Genomic DNA, 17,698 nt, shown 5'->3' on the forward strand with positions numbered 1-17,698 from the left:
GAGAAGTACCAGCTCAAGCCACGCGACTGGGCCGCCGCCGCCCGCGAGGGCCGCACCATCGCCCCCCTCATCACCAAGCTCAACACCATCCGGCGTGCGAACCCGGCACTCCACCAGCTGCGCGATCTGCACTTCCATCCCACGGACAAGGAGGAGGTGATCGCCTACTCGAAGCGGCAGGGGTCGAACACGGTTCTGGTGGTCGCCAACCTCGACCCCCACCACACCCAGGAGGCCACGGTCTCGTTGGACATGCCGCAACTCGGCCTGGACTGGCACGAGTCGGTGCCGGTGCGCGACGAGCTGACCGGCGAGACCTACCACTGGGGCAGGGCCAACTATGTGCGCCTGGAGCCGGGCCGTTCGCCCGCGCACGTCTGCACGGTTCTGCGACCGTCCCACCCGCAGATCGGAGGGTCACCCACCATATGATCGTCAACGAGCCCGTGCCGGACACCTTCGAGGACACCCCGGCCAAGGACCGCGACCCGGACTGGTTCAAACGAGCCGTCTTCTACGAGGTCCTCGTCCGCTCCTTCCAGGACAGCAACGGCGACGGCGTCGGCGACCTCAAGGGCCTGACCGCCAAGCTGGACTACCTGCAGTGGCTGGGCGTGGACTGCCTCTGGCTCCCGCCCTTCTTCAAGTCACCGCTCCGGGACGGCGGTTACGACGTCTCCGACTACACCGCGGTGCTTCCCGAGTTCGGCGACCTCGCCGATTTCGTCGAGTTCGTCGACGCCGCCCACCAGCGCGGCATGCGCGTCATCATCGACTTCGTCATGAACCACACCAGCGACCAGCACCCGTGGTTCCAGGAGTCCCGCAAGAACCCCGACGGCCCCTACGGCGACTACTACGTCTGGGCCGACGACGACACCCAGTACGCGGACGCCCGCATCATCTTCGTGGACACCGAGGCGTCCAACTGGACCTACGACCCGGTGCGCAAGCAGTACTTCTGGCACCGGTTCTTCTCCCACCAGCCGGACCTCAACTACGAGAACCCGGCCGTGCAGGAGGAGATGATCTCCGGGCTGAAGTTCTGGCTGGACCTGGGCATCGACGGGTTCCGGCTGGACGCGGTGCCGTACCTGTACGCCGAAGAGGGCACCAACTGCGAGAACCTGCCGCGTACCCACGAGTTCCTGAAGCGGGTGCGCAAGGAGATCGACGCGCAGTACCCGGACACGGTGGTGCTGGCCGAGGCCAACCAGTGGCCCGAGGACGTGGTCGACTACTTCGGCGACTACTCCGCGGGCGGCGACGAGTGCCACATGGCGTTCCACTTCCCGGTCATGCCGCGCATCTTCATGGCGGTCAGAAGAGAGTCGCGCTACCCGGTCTCCGAGATCCTCGCCAAGACCCCGGCCATCCCGTCCGGCTGCCAGTGGGGCATCTTCCTGCGCAACCACGACGAGCTGACCCTGGAAATGGTCACCGACGAAGAGCGCGACTACATGTACGCGGAGTACGCCAAGGACCCGCGGATGCGCGCCAACATCGGCATCCGGCGGCGCCTGGCCCCGCTCCTCGACAACGACCGCGACCAGATCGAGCTGTTCACCGCGCTGCTGCTCTCCCTGCCCGGCTCGCCGATCCTCTACTACGGCGACGAGATCGGCATGGGCGACAACATCTGGCTCGGCGACCGCGACGCGGTGCGCACCCCGATGCAGTGGACGCCGGACCGCAACGCCGGCTTCTCGTCGTGCGACCCGGGACGGCTGTTCCTGCCGACGATCATGGACCCGGTCCACGGCTACCAGGTGACGAACGTCGAGGCGTCGATGGCCTCGCCCTCGTCGCTGCTGCACTGGACCCGGCGCATGATCGAGATCCGCAAGCAGAACCCGGCCTTCGGACTCGGCACCTACACGGAACTGCCCTCTTCCAACCCGGCCGTCCTGGCCTTCCTGCGTGAGTACGAGGACGACCTGGTGCTGTGCGTCCACAACTTCTCGCGGTTCGCGCAGCCCACCGAACTCGACCTCAGCGCCTTCGGGGGACGCCACCCGGTGGAGCTGTTCGGCGGAGTCCGCTTCCCCGCGGTCGGCGACCTGCCGTACCTGCTGACCCTCGGGGGCCACGGCTTCTACTGGTTCCGGCTCCGCAAGGACGCCGTCTGACCGAGCCCCCGGGCGGGACGGTTTCCACCGCCCCGCCCGGGGCACGCATCAGTAACACCCCGACGATCCGGGGAAAGGACGCTACGCCATGCCGGAAGCCGTCACACGCACCGTCACGAGCCCGCCGGGCCTCCTAGCGTCTCTTGATCCACTTCTGCGGGACTGGCTGCCACGGCAGCGCTGGTTCGCCGGCAAGGGACGCCCGGTCACCGGCTTCTCGCTGGTCGCCGCCACCGACCTGCTCCCCGCCGACTCCCGGCTGGGCCTCCACCACGTGCTGGTCCGCGCCCACCAGCAGTCCTCCCCCGCCGCGGGCGCGCCCGAGGAGCCCGGCGACTGCTACCAGCTGCTCATAGGCACGCGCGAGGCGCTCCCGCCCCGGCTGGCGCCCGCGCTGATCGGACACGTGACCGAGGGCCCGTCCGCCGGCCGCACCGCCTACGACGCCCTGTACGACACCCGGCCCGCCGAGGTGCTCCTGGAGGCCATGCGCACCGGGGCCCGTATCGGCGGGCTCCGCTTCGAGCGGGAGGAGGACCGCGAGATACGCGCCGGCCTGGTGCCGCGGCTGATGACCGCCGAGCAGTCGAACTCGTCGGTCGTGTTTGGAGATACGTTCATTCTCAAGGTGCTGCGCCGGATCGTGCCCGGCGTCAACCCCGACCTGGAGCTGCCGCTGGCGCTGGCCCGCGAGGGCAGCGCCCGGGTGCCCGCCCCGGCGGGCTGGATGACGGCCGACCTGGACGGCCGGACCTGGGTGCTGGGGGTGCTCCAGCCGTACCTGCAGGGCGCGACCGACGGCTGGGAGCTGGCGCTGCGCGAACTGGCCAAGGGCGAGGACTTCGCCGCCGAGGCGCGGGCGCTCGGCCGGGCCACCGCCGAGGTGCACACCGCGCTGGCCCGCGCGCTGCCGACCGTCACCCTCGGCCACGCCCAGGTGCGGCAGCTCGCCGACGGCATGATCGCGCGGCTGGAGGAGGCCGCCCGGGCGGTGCCCTCGCTGCGGCCGTACGCGCCCGCCCTGCGCACCACCTTCACCGCGCTGGGCGACCTGGCGGCCGAGGGCCGCACCTGGACCGCGCAGCGCGTCCACGGCGATCTGCACCTCGGCCAGTGCCTGCGCTCGCCCACCGGGCGGTGGTCGCTGATCGACTTCGAGGGGGAGCCCGCGAAACCGCTGGCCGAGCGCCGGCTGCCGCAGCCGACGGTGCGGGACGTCGCCGGGATGCTGCGTTCCTTCGACTACGCGGCGCACTCGGCCGAGGCTCCGGTACCGGGATGGGCCGCGGGCTGCCGGGCAGCCTACTGCACCGGGTACGCGGAGGCCGGCGGCGGCGACCCGCGCACCGATCCGGTGCTGCTGCGCGCCTACGAGACCGACAAGGCGGTCTACGAGGTCCTGTACGAGGCACGGCACCGTCCCGACTGGCTCCCGGTGCCGCTGGCCGCGGTCCGCCGCCTGTCGGCACCCGAACCGGCCTGACGCCCCCGCTGTTGCTCCCACTCGCCCAGGAGGCTCCACCCGTGACCCCCCGCCCCTCGTCCAGCGGTCCCGACCCGAAGAAGACGGCCGCCAAGCAGGCGGCCGAGAAGAAGACGACCGACAAGCAGGCCGCCGCGAAGAAGTCACCCTCGAAGAAGACGGCCAAGACGGCTAAGACGACCGACAGGGCCGGGACGGCGAAGGCCGGCGTGAAGAAGACCGCGACGAAGAAGAGCGCCACGAAGAAGGCGGTGGCGAGCAAGGCGGTGGCCGGCAAAGCCGTGCCCAAGAAGGCCATGACGAAGAAGGCCACCGCAAAGGAGGCCACCGCCAAGAAGCCCCCTGCCCATGAGCCTGCCGCCCGGAAGGTCACCGCTCCCGCCGTCGAGATCGCCGTCTCCCCCTCCCTGGACGCCGGCGACCGGGGACGGCTGCTGGCCGGCACGCACCACGACCCCCACTCCGTGCTCGGCGCCCACCGGGTGCCCGGCGGGGTCGCCTTCCGGGTCCTGCGGCCGTACGCCCGCCAGGTGACCGTCCTCTCCGGCGACCTGCGCGTCGAGCTGCACGACGACGGGGACGGCTTCTTCTCCGGGCTGCTGCCCCTGCGGGAGGTCCCCCTGCACCGGCTGCGCGTGGCGTACGAGGAGACGGTGCAGGAGGTCGAGGACCCGTACCGCTTCCTGCCCACACTGGGCGAGCTGGACCTGCACCTGATCGGCGAGGGCCGGCACGAGCAGCTGTGGCAGGCGCTGGGCGCGCACCCGATGACCCACGACGGCGTCGCGGGCACCCGCTTCACGGTGTGGGCGCCGAACGCGCGCGGGGTCCGGGTGGCCGGCGGCTTCAACTTCTGGGACGGCACCGGCCACCCCATGCGGTCGCTGGGCGCCACCGGGGTGTGGGAGCTGTTCCTGCCCGGCGTCGGCGCGGGCGAGCTGTACAAGTTCGAGATCACCCGCGCCGACGGCTCGCGCACCTTCCGCGCCGATCCGCTGGCCCGCGCCACGGAGGTCCCGCCGGCCACCTCGTCCGTCGTCCACGCCTCGCACTACACCTGGGGCGACGAGGAGTGGCTGGCCCACCGCGCCGACGCGCCCGCGCACGAGGCCCCGATGTCGGTGTACGAGGTCCACCTGGCCTCCTGGCGGCCGGGACTGACGTACCGGGAACTGGCCGAACAGCTCCCCGCGTACGTGGCCGACCTCGGCTTCACGCACGTCGAGCTGATGCCGGTCGCCGAGCACCCCTTCGGCGGCTCCTGGGGCTACCAGGTCACCGGCTTCTACGCGCCCACGGCCCGCCTCGGCGACCCCGACGACTTCAAGTACCTGGTGGACCGGCTGCACCAGGCCGGCATCGGTGTCCTGATGGACTGGGTGCCGGCGCACTTCCCGCGCGACGACTGGGCGCTGGCCGAGTTCGACGGGCGCCCGCTGTACGAGCACTCCGACCCGCTGCGGGCCGCGCACCCGGACTGGGGGACGCTGGAGTTCGACTTCGGGCGGCGCGAGGTGCGCAACTTCCTCGTCGCCAACGCCGTGTACTGGTGCGAGGAGTTCCACATCGACGGGCTGCGGGTCGACGCGGTCGCCTCGATGCTCTACCTGGACTACTCGCGCGAGCCCGGGCAGTGGACGCCCAACGCGCGGGGCGGCCGGGAGAACCTGGACGCGGTGGCGTTCCTCCAGGAGATGAACGCCACGGTGTACCGGCGGGTGCCGGGCGTCGTGACCGTCGCCGAGGAGTCGACGGCCTGGGACGGGGTCACCCGGGCCACCCACCACAAGGGGCCGAGCGGCTTCGGCGGGCTCGGGTTCGGGCTGAAGTGGAACATGGGCTGGATGCACGACTCGCTCCAGTACATGAGCCACGAGCCGGTGCACCGCAGGTACCACCACGGGGAGATGACCTTCTCCATGGTGTACGCCTACAGCGAGAACTACGTGCTGCCGATATCCCACGACGAGGTCGTGCACGGCAAGCGGTCGCTGGTGTCCAAGATGCCCGGCGACTGGTGGCAGCAGCGCGCGAACGAGCGGGCGTACCTGGCCTTCATGTGGGCCCATCCCGGCAAGCAACTGCTGTTCATGGGGCAGGAGTTCGCGCAGGGCGCCGAGTGGTCCGAGGCGCACGGCCCCGACTGGTGGCTCCTCGACCCGGAGTACGGGGCGGCGGCGGACCACCGGGGCGTGCGGGATCTGGTGCGGGACCTGAACACCGTCTACCGGACCACCCCCGCGCTGTGGCGGCTCGACACCCATCCGTCCGGGTTCGCCTGGGTGGTCGGGGACGCCGCCGAGGACAACGTGCTGGCGTTCCTGCGGCTGGACGCCGACGGCACCCCGCTGCTCGCCGTGTCGAACTTCGCCCCGGTCGTCCGCGCCGACTACCGCCTCGGCGTCCCGGACGACGTCCCCGCCTGGCACGAGGTGCTCAACACCGACGCCGCGCGCTACGGCGGCGGCGACGTGGGCAACCCGGACCCGGTGAAGCCGGAGCCGCAGGGCTGGCACGGACGGCCGGCGAGCGTGCGGCTGACCCTGCCGCCGCTGGCGACGGTGTGGTTGCGTCCGGCGTGACGGCGGCTCCCCGGCCGCCGACGGCGGCGGCCGGGTCCCCCGCGCGGTCGCCTATCCGGCCGCGTCCACCAGCCCCTTCGGCAGCGGCCCGGTGTGCAGGACGCCGAGCCGCTGGGTGGCGCGGGTGAGGGCCACGTAGAGGTCGCTGGTGCCGTAGCGGCCCGGCTCGACGACGAGGACGGAGTCGAACTCCAGGCCCTTGGACTGGCGCGGGTCGAGCAGGACGACCGTCCGCGTCAGGTCCGGCTCGGCGCCCGGCGTCACGCCGTCCAGCCGGGCGGCCAGGACCCGGTGCAGCTCGCGCGGTGCGATGACGGCGAGGCGCCCCTCCTCGGGGGTCAGCTCCCGGACGGCCTGGGCGACGGCGGCCGGGAGGTCTCCGGTGGCGCGGACCCAGGGGCGTACGCCCGTGGAGCGTACCGAACTCGGCGGCGCGAACTCCGGGTCCTCGGCCCGCACGACGGCCGCCGCCACGTCCATGATCTCGGCCGGGGTGCGGTAGTTGACGCCCAGCCGGGTGTGCTCGAAGCGGTCCTCGACGTAGGGGGCGAGGATCTTCGACCAGGAACCGACTCCGGCCGCCTCCGCGGTCTGCGCCGGGTCGCCGACCAGGGTCATCGAGCGGGTCGGGCAGCGCCGCATCAGCAGCCGCCACGCCATCGGGGACAGCTCCTGCGCCTCGTCCACGATGATGTGCCCGAACGCCCAGGTGCGGTCGGCCGCCGCGCGCTCGGCGGCGCTGCGGTGGTCGTCCTCCTCCTGCCGCTCGGCGAACCGCTCCGCGTCGATGATGTCGTGCGCGGACAGGACCTCGGCGTCGTCCTCGTGCTTGTCCTCGAACTCGTAGGTCCGGGACGCGTACGACACGTCCAGCACGCCCTGCGCGTAGGCGATCTGCTCCGCCCGCTCGCGCTCGGCGCGGGAGCGGGCCACCCGGTCGTCCACGCCGAGCAGTTCCGCGGCCTCGTCCAGCAGCGGCACGTCGGCGACGGTCCAGTGCCGGGTGACCGGGCGGCGCACGGCGGCCGCGTCCTCGGCGGACAGGAACGCCTCGGGGGCGGCGAGGAAGTCGGCGACCAGGCGGCGCGGGGTCAGGCGCGGCCACAGCTGGTCGACGGCGGACCAGACCTCGGGGTTCTCGGCGAGTTCGTCGCGGATCTGCGTGATGTCGCTGGGGTCGAGGAGGTTGGAGCCGTCGTAGGGGTCGGTGCCGATGCGTTCGGCGACCATGTCGGTGAGGGTGTTGAGGATGTGGCCCTCGAAGTGCTCGCGGGCCGCGTTGTGCGGCAGCCGCGTGGCGCGGGTGCGCTCACGGGCGACGTTCACCAGGTCGTCGTCGAGCATCAGGATCTCGCGGTCGTGCTCGATCGCGATCACCGGGTCGGGCAGCGCCTGCCGGTCCCGGACCACTTCGGCGAGCACGTCGGCCATGTCCGCGCGGCCCTTCACCGCCGCCGCCTCGGGGGTGTCCGTCGCCGTGGCCCGCACGCCCGGGTACAGCTCGCCGACCGTCGACAGCAGGACGCCGGTCTCGCCCAGGGAGGGCAGCACCTCACCGATGTAGCCGAGGAAGGCGGGGTTGGGGCCGACGATGAGGACGGCGCGCTTGGCGAGCAGTTCGCGGTGCTCGTAGAGCAGGTAGGCCGCCCGGTGCAGGGCGACGGCGGTCTTGCCGGTGCCGGGGCCGCCCTCGACGACCAGCACGCCCCGGTGCGGGGCGCGGATGATGCGGTCCTGGTCGGCCTGGATGGTCTGCACGATGTCGCCCATGCGGCCGGTGCGCGCGGAGTTCAGCGCCGCCAGCAGCACGGCGTCGCCGGACGGGTCCTCGTGACCGGTCCGCGTCTCGTCGCCGAGGTCCAGGATCTCGTCGTGCAGGGCGGCGACCCGGCGGCCCTCGGTGGCGAGGTGCCGGCGGCGGCGCAGGCCCATCGGGGTGTGGCCGGTCGCCAGGTAGAAGGGGCGGGCGACGTCGGCCCGCCAGTCGATGAGGACCGGGGTGCGTTCGGCGTCGTCGGTGCGCAGCCCGATACGGCCGATGTGGTGGACGTCCCCGGAGGCGAGGTCGATCCGGCCGAAGCAGAGGGAGCCGTCCACCGCGTTGAGCGCGGCGAGCAGCCCGGAGCGCTCGGCCACCAGGATGTCCCGCTCCAGCCTGGCCTGCTGGGGGGTGTTGCCCTGCGCGAGTGCGTCCGTGACCGAGACCTCGGTGTCGCCGCGCAGCGCGTCCACGCGCGCGTAGAGTCCGTCGACGAATTCCTGCTCGTGCCGCAATTCATCGTCCGGAAATTCGGTGTTTGACAATTCCACTCCCGCCCGGATATACTGTGCACACTGAACTTCTTCATGACCTCATTTCCTTGAAGTCACGAATCCCCGAATATACGCAGAGAAATCCCCCGAGCGCAATTGCTCGGGGGATTTCTCGTGCCGCGCGCGGGTCGGCGGCCCACGGTCAGAGCCCGGTCAGAACACGTCGGCCAGCTCCTCCAGCAGCCGCCGCTTGGGCCGGGAGCCCACCATCGACTTCACCGGCTCACCCCCGCGGAACACCATGAAGGTCGGCATCGACAGCACCTTGTACGCGTTCGTCGTCGCCGGATTCCGGTCCACGTTCAGCTGCACCACGCGCAGCCGGCCGCCCTCCTCCTCGGCCACGGCACTGAGCACCGGCGCCATCTGCCGGCACGGCGGGCACCAGTCCGCGGTGAACTCCACCAGCACGGGCAGCTCACTGCCCAGCACCTCGCTGCCGAACTCCGCGTCCGTCACCTCGGGCACCCCGCTGCTCGTCATGCGTGTCCTCCCAGTTCGCACTTGGGCTCCGGACCCCCCGGAACCGCCGCCTCGGCCCGCGCCAGCTGCGCGCCCACCTGCGCCCGCACGGACGTGAGCTCCTCGATCAGCGCGTCCAACTGCGCCAGCTTGCGCCGGTAGACCACGAGGGACGCCGGGCACGAGTCGCCCTCGGGGTGTCCGGCGCGCAGGCACTCCACGAACGGGCGGGTCTCCTCCAGGTCGAACCCGAAGTCCTGGAGCGTCCTGATCTGCCGCAGCAGCCTCAGGTCGTCCTCGTCGTACGTCCGGTACCCGTTGCCGGTGCGCCGCGCGGGCAGCAGCCCCCGCGATTCGTAGTACCGCAGCGTCCGCGTCGTGGTCCCGGCCCGTGCGGCCAGCTCGCCGATTCGCATGGCACGAACGTAGGCGTTGACCCGGACGTCAAGGCAAGAGGCCCGGCGCCGGGGGGCGCGGGGCCTCTTGCGGGAGGGGGATCGAGCGGCTTGCGGGAGGGACCGGGCGGCTGAGCAACGGGGGGAGCACCTCAGCCGCCCGGAGCGTGCGGGCCGGGCCTCGGACTCAGGCCCGCGCCAGCTCCTTCTCGCCGCCCTGCTCGGGCAGGTCCGGTGCGTCGTCGGCGTCGTCGGCGCCGTGGTGGTCGTCCAGCAGGGTCTTCTCGTCGAAGGGGGCCCGGCCGGCGAGCACCTCCTTCACCCGGTCCTTGTCGATCTCCTTGGTCCAGGTGCCGATCAGGACCGTGGCCACCGCGTTGCCGCCGAAGTTGGTCAGGGCACGGGCCTCGCTCATGAAGCGGTCGATGCCGACGATCAGGCCGATGCCGTCCACCAGGGCGGGCTTGTGCGAGGACAGGCCGCCGGCCAGCGTGGCGAGACCGGCGCCGGAGACACCGGCGGCGCCCTTGGAGGCCACCAGCAGGAAGAGGAGGAGCGGGATCTGCTCGCCGATGGACATCGGCGTACCCATGGCGTCGGCGATGAACAGCGAGGCCATGGTCATGTAGATCATGGTGCCGTCGAGGTTGAAGGAGTAGCCGGTCGGGACGGTGATGCCGACCACCGGCTTGCTGACGCCCAGGTGCTCCATCTTGGCGATCAGGCGCGGCAGCGCCGACTCCGAGGAGGAGGTGGACAGGATCAGCAGGAACTCGCGGCCCAGGTACTTGAAGAGCGAGAGGACGTTCACCCCGGCGACCAGGCGCAGCATCGCGCCCAGTACCAGGAAGAGGAAGAGGAAGCAGGTCACGTAGAAGCCGAGCATCAGCACGGCCAGGCTCTTCAGCGCGTCCACGCCGGCCGATCCGGTGACGGCCGCGATGGCACCGAAGGCGCCGACCGGGGCGGCCCACATGATCATGGCCAGGACGCGGAAGACGAGTCGCTGGATGTGCTCGATGCCGCGCAGCACGGGCTGTCCGGCGGAGCCCATGGCCTGCAGGGCGAAGCCGCACAGCAGGGCGATCAGCAGGGTCTGCAGGACCTCGCCGGAGGTGAACGCGGAGACGATGGTGGTCGGGATGACGCCCATCAGGAAGTCGACGGTGCCCTTGGCCTCCGCGTCGACCTGCGCCTGGCCGGTCTCCTTGACGGCGTCGGTCACGGCGAGGCCCGTGCCCGGGTCCAGGATGTTGCCGACGATCAGGCCGATGGCGAGCGCCACCAGCGACATCACCAGGAAGTAGCCCAGGGCGATCCCGCCGACCGCGCCGACCTTGGCGGCCTTGCGCACCGATCCGATGCCCAGCACGATCGTGCAGAAGATGATCGGCGAGATCATCATCTTGATCAGGTTCACGAAGCCGGTGCCCAGGGGCTTCAGCTCGGTGGCGAAGTCCGGAGCGATCAGACCCACCGCGATGCCGAGGGCGACCGCGATGATCACCGCGATGTAGAGATAGTGCGTGCGGTCGCGCTTGGCTTTGGGTGCGGCAGGTGCCGTAGCGGCTTTGCTGGTCACGGCGGCCCTCCTTGACGACGTCGTCGGCATCACCGGCGTGCGGCTCACGTCCGGGGGTTTGTATCGGGGATGCGGTGACTATCTCCCGGCGTGTGAGGGCGGTCACCCTTGCGTTCATTGAGTTCACAATCCAGCCAGGAGGGAGACTGACGGCATGCACCTCCACGTCCCGAGACCCCGAAGCCTGGCCGGGCAGCTCTTCGCCATGCAGGCCGTGCTGATAGCGGTCGTCGTGGTCGGGTACGCGCTGTTCAGCTGGATCAGCGACCGGGGGCAGGCCGAAGACGCGGCCGGGCGGCAGGCCAGGGCGGTGTCGCTGGCCATCGCGGACTCGCCGTCGGTGGTGGCGGCGATCGGCACGCCGGATCCGACGGCGCGGCTCCAGCCGTACGCGGTGCGGGTCATGCGGGACACCGACGTGGACTTCGTGACGATCATGGATCCGCGCGGCATCCGCTGGACCCATCCGGACCCGGCGCAAATCGGCCACCCCTTCCAGGGGCACATCGAGCGCGCGCAGCGGGGCGAGACCTTTACGGAGACCTACACGGGCACGCTCGGGCCCTCGGTGCGGGCGGTCACCCCGGTCCTGGACGGGGACCGGGTGGTCGGACTGGTCAGCGCCGGGATCAAGGTCGAGGAGATCAGCAAGCGGGCGCAGGAGCAGCTCACCGCCCTGACGGGGGTGGCGGCCGGGGCGCTGCTGCTCGGCGCGGTCGGCACGTACGTGATCAACGCGCGGCTGCGCCGGCACACGCACGGCATGAACGCGGACGAGCTGAGCCGGATGCACGACTACCATCAGGCCGCGCTGCACGCGGTGCGCGAGGGGCTGCTGATGCTGGACGGGCAGTACCGGGTCGCGCTGATCAACGACGGTGGACGGGAGCTGCTGGGCGTGACCGGTGACGTGGTGGGCGCCTCGGTGGCGGAGCTCGGGCTGCCGGCGCAGCTGACGGGGGCGCTGCTGGCGTCGGAGCCCCGGGTGGACGAGGTGCACCTGGCGGCCGAGCGGGTGCTGGTCGTCAATACCTCGCCGGTCTCCGGCGGTGAACGGCGGGGCACGGTGGTGACGCTGCGGGACGTGACCGAGCTGCAGTCGCTGACGGGCGAGCTGGACTCCGAGCGCGGGTTCACGCAGGCGCTGCGCTCACAGGCGCACGAGGCCGCGAACCGGCTGCACACGGTCGTCTCGCTGATCGAGCTGGGGCGCGCGGAGGAGGCCGTGGAGTTCGCGACGGCCGAGCTGGAGCTGGCGCAGGCGCTCACCGACCAGGTGGTGGCGGCGGTCGGCGAGCCGGTGCTGGCGGCGCTGCTGCTGGGCAAGACGGCGCAGGCTAACGAGCGGGGAGTGGAGCTGGTGGTGTCGCGGGAGAGCCGGCTGGACGACGGTCTGCTGCCGCCGTCGCTGCCCGCCAGGGACCTGGTGACGATCCTGGGCAACCTGGTGGACAACGCGGTGGACGCGGCGCAGGGCGCGGTGCCCTCGCGGGTGACGGTGGCGGCGTACACCGAGGCGGCGGGGGACGGTTCCGAGCTGGTGATGCGGGTGTCGGACACGGGGGCCGGGGTCGATCCCGCCCATGCCGACCTGGTCTTCCAGCGGGGTTTCTCCACGAAGCCGTCCGGTGAGGGCGGCCGGGGCCTGGGCCTGGCTCTGGTCCGCCAGGCGGTACGACGCCACGGCGGCACCCTCACGGTCACGGCGGCCGAGGGCGGCGGCGCCCGCTTCGAGGCACGGCTGCCACTGGGCGATGCCGGAAGCGGCACGGCGACGCCGGCCGGCGTGGCGGGCGGAGCGGACTCGGGAGGCTCCGCATGACCACGCACCCGGTTCACGTGCGCACCATCGCCGATGCGCGAGCCTCGTACAGCGGTCAGGGCCCGGGCCCCACGACGCCACCCGCGGGATCGCACGCCGCGCGGCGGCCCGGCCCGGCGGTGCCCTCCGGACCCGTCGCGGGCAGACCGGACTCGGGAGGCGCCGTATGACCACCAACCCGGTCACCGTGGCCGGCGCGCGAGCCCCGTACGACGGGCGGGGACCCGGCTCCGGACCCGTCACGGGCACCCCGTACTCCGGAGGCTCCGCATGACCGGGGAGCAGCCCATCCGGGTCCTGGTCGTCGAGGACGACCCGGTCGCCGCCGACGCGCACGTGATGTACGTCGGCCGGGTCCCCGGGTTCACGGCCGTCGGCAAGGCGCACACCGGGGCGGAGGCTCGGCGCCTGCTGGACCGTATGCCGGTGGACCTGCTCCTGCTGGACCTGCACCTGCCGGACGTGCACGGGTTGCAGCTGGCCCGTTCGCTGCGGGCGGCCGGGCATCACACCGACGTGATAGCGGTGACGTCGGCGCGGGACCTGACGGTCGTGCGGGAGGGCGTGTCGCTGGGGGTCGTCCAGTACGTCCTGAAGCCGTTCACCTTCGCCACCCTGCGCGACCGGCTCGTCCGGTACGCGGAGTTCCGGGGCACCGCCGGAGAGGCGAGCGGCCAGGACGAGGTCGACCGCGCCCTGGCCACCCTCCGCGCCCCCGGCCCGGCCGCCCTGCCGAAGGGCCTGAGCGGACCGACCCTGGAACGCGTCACGGGCGCCCTGCGCGGCTCCGACGAGGGCCTGACGGCGGCCGGGGTGGCCGAGGTGGTGGGCATCTCCCGTATCACGGCCCGGCGTTACCTGGAACACCTGGTGGACGCGGGGCGGGCGGGGCGGAGTCCGCAGTACGGGCAGGTGGGGCGGCCGGAGTTGGTCTATCGGTGGGTACGGGGCCGGTAGCGGACCGGCCGCCGTCGTCCCCTGCTCACGCTCACGCCGCCCTCGCGTACCGCACCACCTGCGAGGCGAGCCCCGCCACCGCGAGCGCCTCCAGTGCCGAGAGCCCGACGAGCAGGCCTCCGGCGTCCCCGTTGGACCAGAAGACGATCAGCGCGGCCAGCGGTACCGCGCAGAACGCCGTCAGGTCGATCACGGTCTGTATCGCCTTGCGGGACCGGCGCCGGGTGTCGCCGCGGTGGTACGCCTCCCACCCGAACGTCGTGAAACCGGCCCCGTGTGCCGCGAGGGCGGCCAGCCGGGGGCCCAGATCGTCCCGGACGTAGAGCCCGATCGCCGAGATCTTCTCGTCGTTGACTAGGTAGGTCCAACCCAGGACGACACACACCGGCGGCAGCGCCAGCAGCATCGAGGGCTGCTTCGCCTGGGCCGTCGCGGCGATCACGGCCGCCACGACCGCGAGTGTCACGTAGAGGAGGTTGTCCCGGAACCCGATCCTCGCCCTCTGCTCGCTCTTCACACTCTCGTACTCGGCAAGCAGCAACTGCCCGGCCGTGACGTCCTGTTCCGGCACCTGAACCCCATCTCCCAGCGGTAACCCATGACTGTGCAGGAGGCGGTCGAGGCATACGGCAACGAAGCCGCACAGTCCCGCGCCACCGCGCACCCGGCTCCCCCGAATCCCCACTCGCAGGAGCATTGACCTGACTAGACCATTCCTCTTACGTTCGCCACGCAGCCGTCCAGGCCACAGTGTCGTGTGCCCGTAGGAGGTCATGCCCGTGCGTCCCACCGTCCGGTTCACCGCCCTGTTCTCCCTCACCGCGCTCGCCGCCACCTCGCTCGCCGCCTGCGGAAGCGGCTCCGGCAGTGATCCGGACACGGTGAAGGTCTCCTTCAAGCAGTCGACGGACAACTCCATCAAGGTGATGGACACGTATCTCGCCGACATCAAGAAGCAGTTCGAGAAGGCCAACCCGGGGAAGAAGGTCGAACTCGTCCCCATCAAGGCCCCGGACTCGGAGTACTACACCAAGCTCCAGCAGATGCTCCGCTCCCCCAAGACCGCACCGGACCTGGTCTACGAGGACACCTTCCTCATCAACTCCGACATCACCAGCGGGTACTTGAAGCCCCTCGACCCGTACCTGGAGAAGTGGAAGGACTGGGACCAGTTCATCGACACGGCCAAGGCGGCGACCGCGGGCGAGGACGGCAAGACGTACGGCGTCCCGGACGGCACCGACACCCGCGGGCTGTGGTTCAGCAAGGACGTCTTCGCCAAGGCCGGGCTGCCCGCCGACTGGCAGCCGAAGATGTGGGCCGAGGTGCTCGACGCCGCCCGCACCATCAAGGAGAAGGTCCCCGGCGTCACCCCGGTCAACGTGTACACCGGCAAGCCGGCCGGTGAAGCGGCCACCATGCAGGGCTTCGAGATGCTGCTGTACGGCACGAACGACGGGACCACGGACCCGCTGTACGACAAGGACAGCAAGAAGTGGATCACGGCGGGGAAGGGGTTCGAGGACTCCCTCTCCTTCGTCGAGAGCGTGTACAAGGAGAAGCTCGGCCCGGAGGTCTCCGACGCGCTCGACCCCAACTTCGGCACCGCCGTCCGCGGTGAGCTGCTGCCGCAGGGCAAGCTCGGCATCGCCCTGGACGGCTCCTGGCTGCCGCAGGACTGGCTGGAGGGCAGCGGGCACGAGTGGCCCGAGTGGTCGGAGGAGCTGGGCCTGGCGGCCATGCCGACTCAGCACGGCCAGGCGCCCGGCAAGGTGAGCATGTCCGGCGGCTGGGCCTGGTCGATCCCGGCCAAGGCGGCCAACCCGGACCTGGCCTTCGACTTCGTCAAGACCATGCAGACCAAGGCCAACGCGCAGAAGTGGTACATCGCCAACTCCGGCATCGCGGTCCGCGAGGACGTCGCGAACGATCCCGCGTACGTCGACGCCCAGCCCGGCATCAAGTTCTTCACCGACCTGGTCGAGAGCACCCACTACCGGCCCGCCTACCCGGCGTACCCGAAGGTGTCGGTGGCCATCCAGGAGGCGATGGAGGGCGTGACGACCGGTGACCTGTCGGTCGAGGAGGCGGCGCGCGGATACGACGAGGCGCTCAAGGAGGCCACCGACAACCAGGTGGTGAGCAGGTGACCGCGGCCACGCCGCGGCACGCCGGTCCGGAGGCCGCCAAGGCTCCGCCGGGTGCGCCCGCCCCGGGCCAGGCCGGGGGCGGGCGGTCCGTCACCGCCCGCCGCTCCCTGCTGCGCGCCCTGCCCGTCTCCCCCGCAGTCGTCCTGCTGCTGCTCTTCCTCGCCGGCCCGATCGCCTACTGCGTGGTCATCGCCTTCACCGACCTCCAGCTCACCGGTCAGGCAACGGAGTCCTTCGTCGGCTTCGAGAACTTCCGGCGGGCCTTCCAGGACGAGGCGTTCCTCAACGCGGTGTGGCTGACCCTGGTGTTCACGGTGCTGTCCTCGCTGATCGGGCAGAACACCCTGGGGCTCGCGCTGGCCACGCTGATGCAGCGGGCCTCGAAGCCGGTCCGCACGCTCACCGGTGGCATCGTTGTCACCGCCTGGGTGCTGCCGGAGGTGGTGGCCGGCTTCCTGCTCTACGCCTTCTTCCGCCGCGAGGGCACCCTCAACGCCGTCCTGGACTGGCTCCATCTGCCCTCCCAGAACTGGCTGTTCACGCTGCCGATCCTGGCGGTGTCCTTCGCCAACGTGTGGCGGGGCACCGCGTTCTCGATGCTGGTCTACTCGGCCGCCCTGAACGAGATCCCCAAGGAGGTCACCGAGGCCGCCGAGGTCGACGGCGCGGGCGGCTGGCGCCGCATGTGGCACGTCACGCTGCCGATGATCCGGCGCTCCATCGCCACCAACCTCATGCTGAACACCCTCCAGACGCTGTCGGTCTTCGGGCTGATCTGGGTGATGACCCGGGGCGGTCCCAGCGGCAAGAGCCAGACGCTGCCGCTGTTCATGTACGAACAGGCCTTCCAGAACAGCCTGATCGGCTACGGCACGGCGGTGGCGCTGCTGCTGTTGCTGATCGGCTCGCTGTTCTCGGTCGTGTACCTGCGCCTGCTCCGGACGGAGGTCTGATCCCGATGGCCCTCATGACACGCCCGCCCGCCAGGCGCCGCACACGGCGCAGGCTGGCCGCCGACGCCGGTCTGCTGGTGGTGACGGCGGCCTTCGTCCTGCCGCTGGCCTGGGTGGTGCTGTCCGCCCTCGACCCGGACGCGGGGCTGCGGGTGAAGGTCCCCGACGGGCTGACCCTGGACAACTTCGACGCGATCCTCACCCCGGAGATCACCTTCACCCCGCTGCTCAACAGCCTGATCCTGTGCGGCGGAGCGACCCTGCTGACGGTGGTCTGCGCGGCGCTCGCGGCGTATCCGCTCTCCCGATTCCGGTCCCGGCTCAACCGGCCCTTCCTGCTGACCATCCTGTTCGCGACCAGCCTGCCGATCACGGCGATCATGGTGCCGGTCTACGCGCTGTTCGTGCGGGTGAACATGATCGACACCATGCAGGGGACGATCTTCTTCTTCGCCGCCTCCCAGCTGCCCTTCGCCATCTGGCTGATGAAGAACTTCATGGACGGCGTGCCCAAGGAGCTGGAGGAGGCGGCGTGGACGGACGGGGCCTCGTCCTTCCAGTCGCTGCTGCGGATCGTGCTGCCGCTGATGGGTCCGGGGGTGGCGGTGGTGACGGTGTTCTCGTTCGTGATGATGTGGGGGAACTTCTTCGTCCCCTTCATGCTGCTGCTCTCCCCGGACCAGATGCCCGCCTCGGTCAGCATCAACGACTTCTTCGGCAACCGGGGCATGGTGGCGTACGGGCAGCTCGCGGCGTTCTCGATCGTCTACTCGACGCCGGTCGTGCTGCTGTACGTGCTGATCTCCCGGCGGCTGGGCGGCGGGTTCGCGCTGGGCGGGGCGGTCAAGGGGTGAGCGGCGGGGGCGCACC

The 17,698-nt window shown here is 71.2% G+C and carries 13 protein-coding genes and 1 pseudogene; 9 read left to right on the forward strand and 5 right to left on the reverse strand.

Going from position 1 to position 17,698, the window contains the following annotated elements; translation table 11 throughout:
- The 4 genes and pseudogenes from ACFW01_RS10615 to glgB all read left to right on the forward strand — a co-directional run.
- Positions 1-432: pseudogene (locus tag ACFW01_RS10615) on the forward strand (alpha-1,4-glucan--maltose-1-phosphate maltosyltransferase); the annotation flags it as partial.
- Positions 429-2,129, forward strand: a complete 1,701-nt coding sequence (gene treS / locus ACFW01_RS10620) for a maltose alpha-D-glucosyltransferase (protein ID WP_384502989.1) — start codon at positions 429-431, stop codon at positions 2,127-2,129. The pseudogene ACFW01_RS10615 and the gene treS, both read left to right, overlap by 4 nt.
- 88 nt (positions 2,130-2,217) lie before the next feature.
- Positions 2,218-3,612, forward strand: a complete 1,395-nt coding sequence (locus ACFW01_RS10625; RefSeq protein ID WP_234960938.1) for a maltokinase — start codon at positions 2,218-2,220, stop codon at positions 3,610-3,612.
- Positions 3,613-3,653: 41 nt separating this feature from the next.
- Positions 3,654-6,194: a 1,4-alpha-glucan branching enzyme gene (gene glgB, locus ACFW01_RS10630; RefSeq protein ID WP_234960937.1), complete on the forward strand. Its 2,541-nt coding sequence runs from the start codon at positions 3,654-3,656 to the stop codon at positions 6,192-6,194.
- 51 nt (positions 6,195-6,245) lie between these two features.
- Here glgB and ACFW01_RS10635 read toward each other — a convergent pair whose 3' ends face one another.
- The 4 genes from ACFW01_RS10635 to ACFW01_RS10650 all read right to left on the reverse strand — a co-directional run bounded on the left by ACFW01_RS10635 (position 6,246) and on the right by ACFW01_RS10650 (position 10,946).
- Complete coding sequence (locus ACFW01_RS10635; RefSeq protein WP_234960936.1) at positions 6,246-8,498, reverse strand: AAA family ATPase; 2,253 nt, start codon at positions 8,496-8,498, stop codon at positions 6,246-6,248.
- Between the two features lie 162 nt (positions 8,499-8,660).
- A complete protein-coding gene (locus ACFW01_RS10640) occupies positions 8,661-8,975 on the reverse strand; it encodes a thioredoxin domain-containing protein (protein ID WP_234960945.1) in 315 nt (104 codons plus the stop codon).
- 11 nt (positions 8,976-8,986) lie between these two features.
- Positions 8,987-9,385, reverse strand: coding sequence for a MerR family transcriptional regulator (locus ACFW01_RS10645; RefSeq protein WP_122616302.1), 399 nt, complete (start codon positions 9,383-9,385; stop codon positions 8,987-8,989).
- A 166-nt stretch (positions 9,386-9,551) separates the two neighbouring features.
- Positions 9,552-10,946, reverse strand: a complete 1,395-nt coding sequence (locus ACFW01_RS10650; protein WP_234960935.1) for a cation:dicarboxylate symporter family transporter — start codon at positions 10,944-10,946, stop codon at positions 9,552-9,554.
- Between the two features lie 154 nt (positions 10,947-11,100).
- Between ACFW01_RS10650 and ACFW01_RS10655 the strand changes: the two genes are divergently transcribed.
- Both ACFW01_RS10655 and ACFW01_RS10660 read left to right on the forward strand, forming a co-directional pair.
- On the forward strand, positions 11,101-12,768 hold the full coding sequence (locus tag ACFW01_RS10655) for a sensor histidine kinase (RefSeq protein WP_234960934.1): 1,668 nt from the start codon (positions 11,101-11,103) through the stop codon (positions 12,766-12,768).
- Positions 12,769-13,038: 270 nt separating this feature from the next.
- On the forward strand, positions 13,039-13,725 hold the full coding sequence (locus tag ACFW01_RS10660) for a response regulator (protein ID WP_234960933.1): 687 nt from the start codon (positions 13,039-13,041) through the stop codon (positions 13,723-13,725).
- A gap of 31 nt (positions 13,726-13,756) precedes the next feature.
- Here the strand turns inward: ACFW01_RS10660 and ACFW01_RS10665 are convergent, their stop codons facing one another.
- Positions 13,757-14,296 carry a hypothetical protein gene (locus tag ACFW01_RS10665; RefSeq protein ID WP_234960932.1) on the reverse strand — a complete coding sequence of 180 codons (540 nt, stop codon included), beginning with the start codon at positions 14,294-14,296 and terminating at the stop codon, positions 13,757-13,759.
- A gap of 202 nt (positions 14,297-14,498) precedes the next feature.
- Here ACFW01_RS10665 and ACFW01_RS10670 point away from each other — a divergent pair, with 202 nt between their 5' ends.
- Genes ACFW01_RS10670 through ACFW01_RS10680 form a run of 3 tightly spaced genes read left to right on the forward strand, consistent with a single transcriptional unit; the run spans position 14,499 to position 17,682 of the window.
- Positions 14,499-15,875 carry an extracellular solute-binding protein gene (locus tag ACFW01_RS10670; RefSeq protein WP_384502994.1) on the forward strand — a complete coding sequence of 459 codons (1,377 nt, stop codon included), beginning with the start codon at positions 14,499-14,501 and terminating at the stop codon, positions 15,873-15,875.
- Positions 15,872-16,828 (forward strand): carbohydrate ABC transporter permease, encoded by a 957-nt coding sequence (locus ACFW01_RS10675; RefSeq protein ID WP_384502996.1) that lies wholly within the window; start codon positions 15,872-15,874, stop codon positions 16,826-16,828. The genes ACFW01_RS10670 and ACFW01_RS10675 overlap by 4 nt, the downstream gene beginning before the upstream one ends.
- A gap of 14 nt (positions 16,829-16,842) precedes the next feature.
- Positions 16,843-17,682, forward strand: a complete 840-nt coding sequence (locus ACFW01_RS10680; protein WP_234960944.1) for a carbohydrate ABC transporter permease — start codon at positions 16,843-16,845, stop codon at positions 17,680-17,682.
- Positions 17,683-17,698: the final 16 nt, after the last annotated feature.

This window comes from Streptomyces sp. NPDC058985 (assembly GCF_042740985.1).
Taxonomy (GTDB): Bacteria; Actinomycetota; Actinomycetes; order Streptomycetales; family Streptomycetaceae; genus Streptomyces.

Bases quoted from the DNA above. Each gene is read 5' to 3' on its own strand.
- ACFW01_RS10625 (WP_234960938.1), top strand. From the start codon at position 2,218: ATGCCGGAAGCCGTCACACGCACCGTCACGAGCCCGCCGGGCCTCCTA.
- ACFW01_RS10645 (WP_122616302.1), bottom strand. From the start codon at position 9,385: ATGCGAATCGGCGAGCTGGCCGCACGGGCCGGGACCACGACGCGGACG.
- ACFW01_RS10660 (WP_234960933.1), top strand. From the start codon at position 13,039: ATGACCGGGGAGCAGCCCATCCGGGTCCTGGTCGTCGAGGACGACCCG.
- ACFW01_RS10670 (WP_384502994.1), top strand. From the start codon at position 14,499: ATGCCCGTGCGTCCCACCGTCCGGTTCACCGCCCTGTTCTCCCTCACC.
- ACFW01_RS10655 (WP_234960934.1), top strand. From the start codon at position 11,101: ATGCACCTCCACGTCCCGAGACCCCGAAGCCTGGCCGGGCAGCTCTTC.
- treS (WP_384502989.1), top strand. From the start codon at position 429: ATGATCGTCAACGAGCCCGTGCCGGACACCTTCGAGGACACCCCGGCC.
- ACFW01_RS10680 (WP_234960944.1), top strand. From the start codon at position 16,843: ATGACACGCCCGCCCGCCAGGCGCCGCACACGGCGCAGGCTGGCCGCC.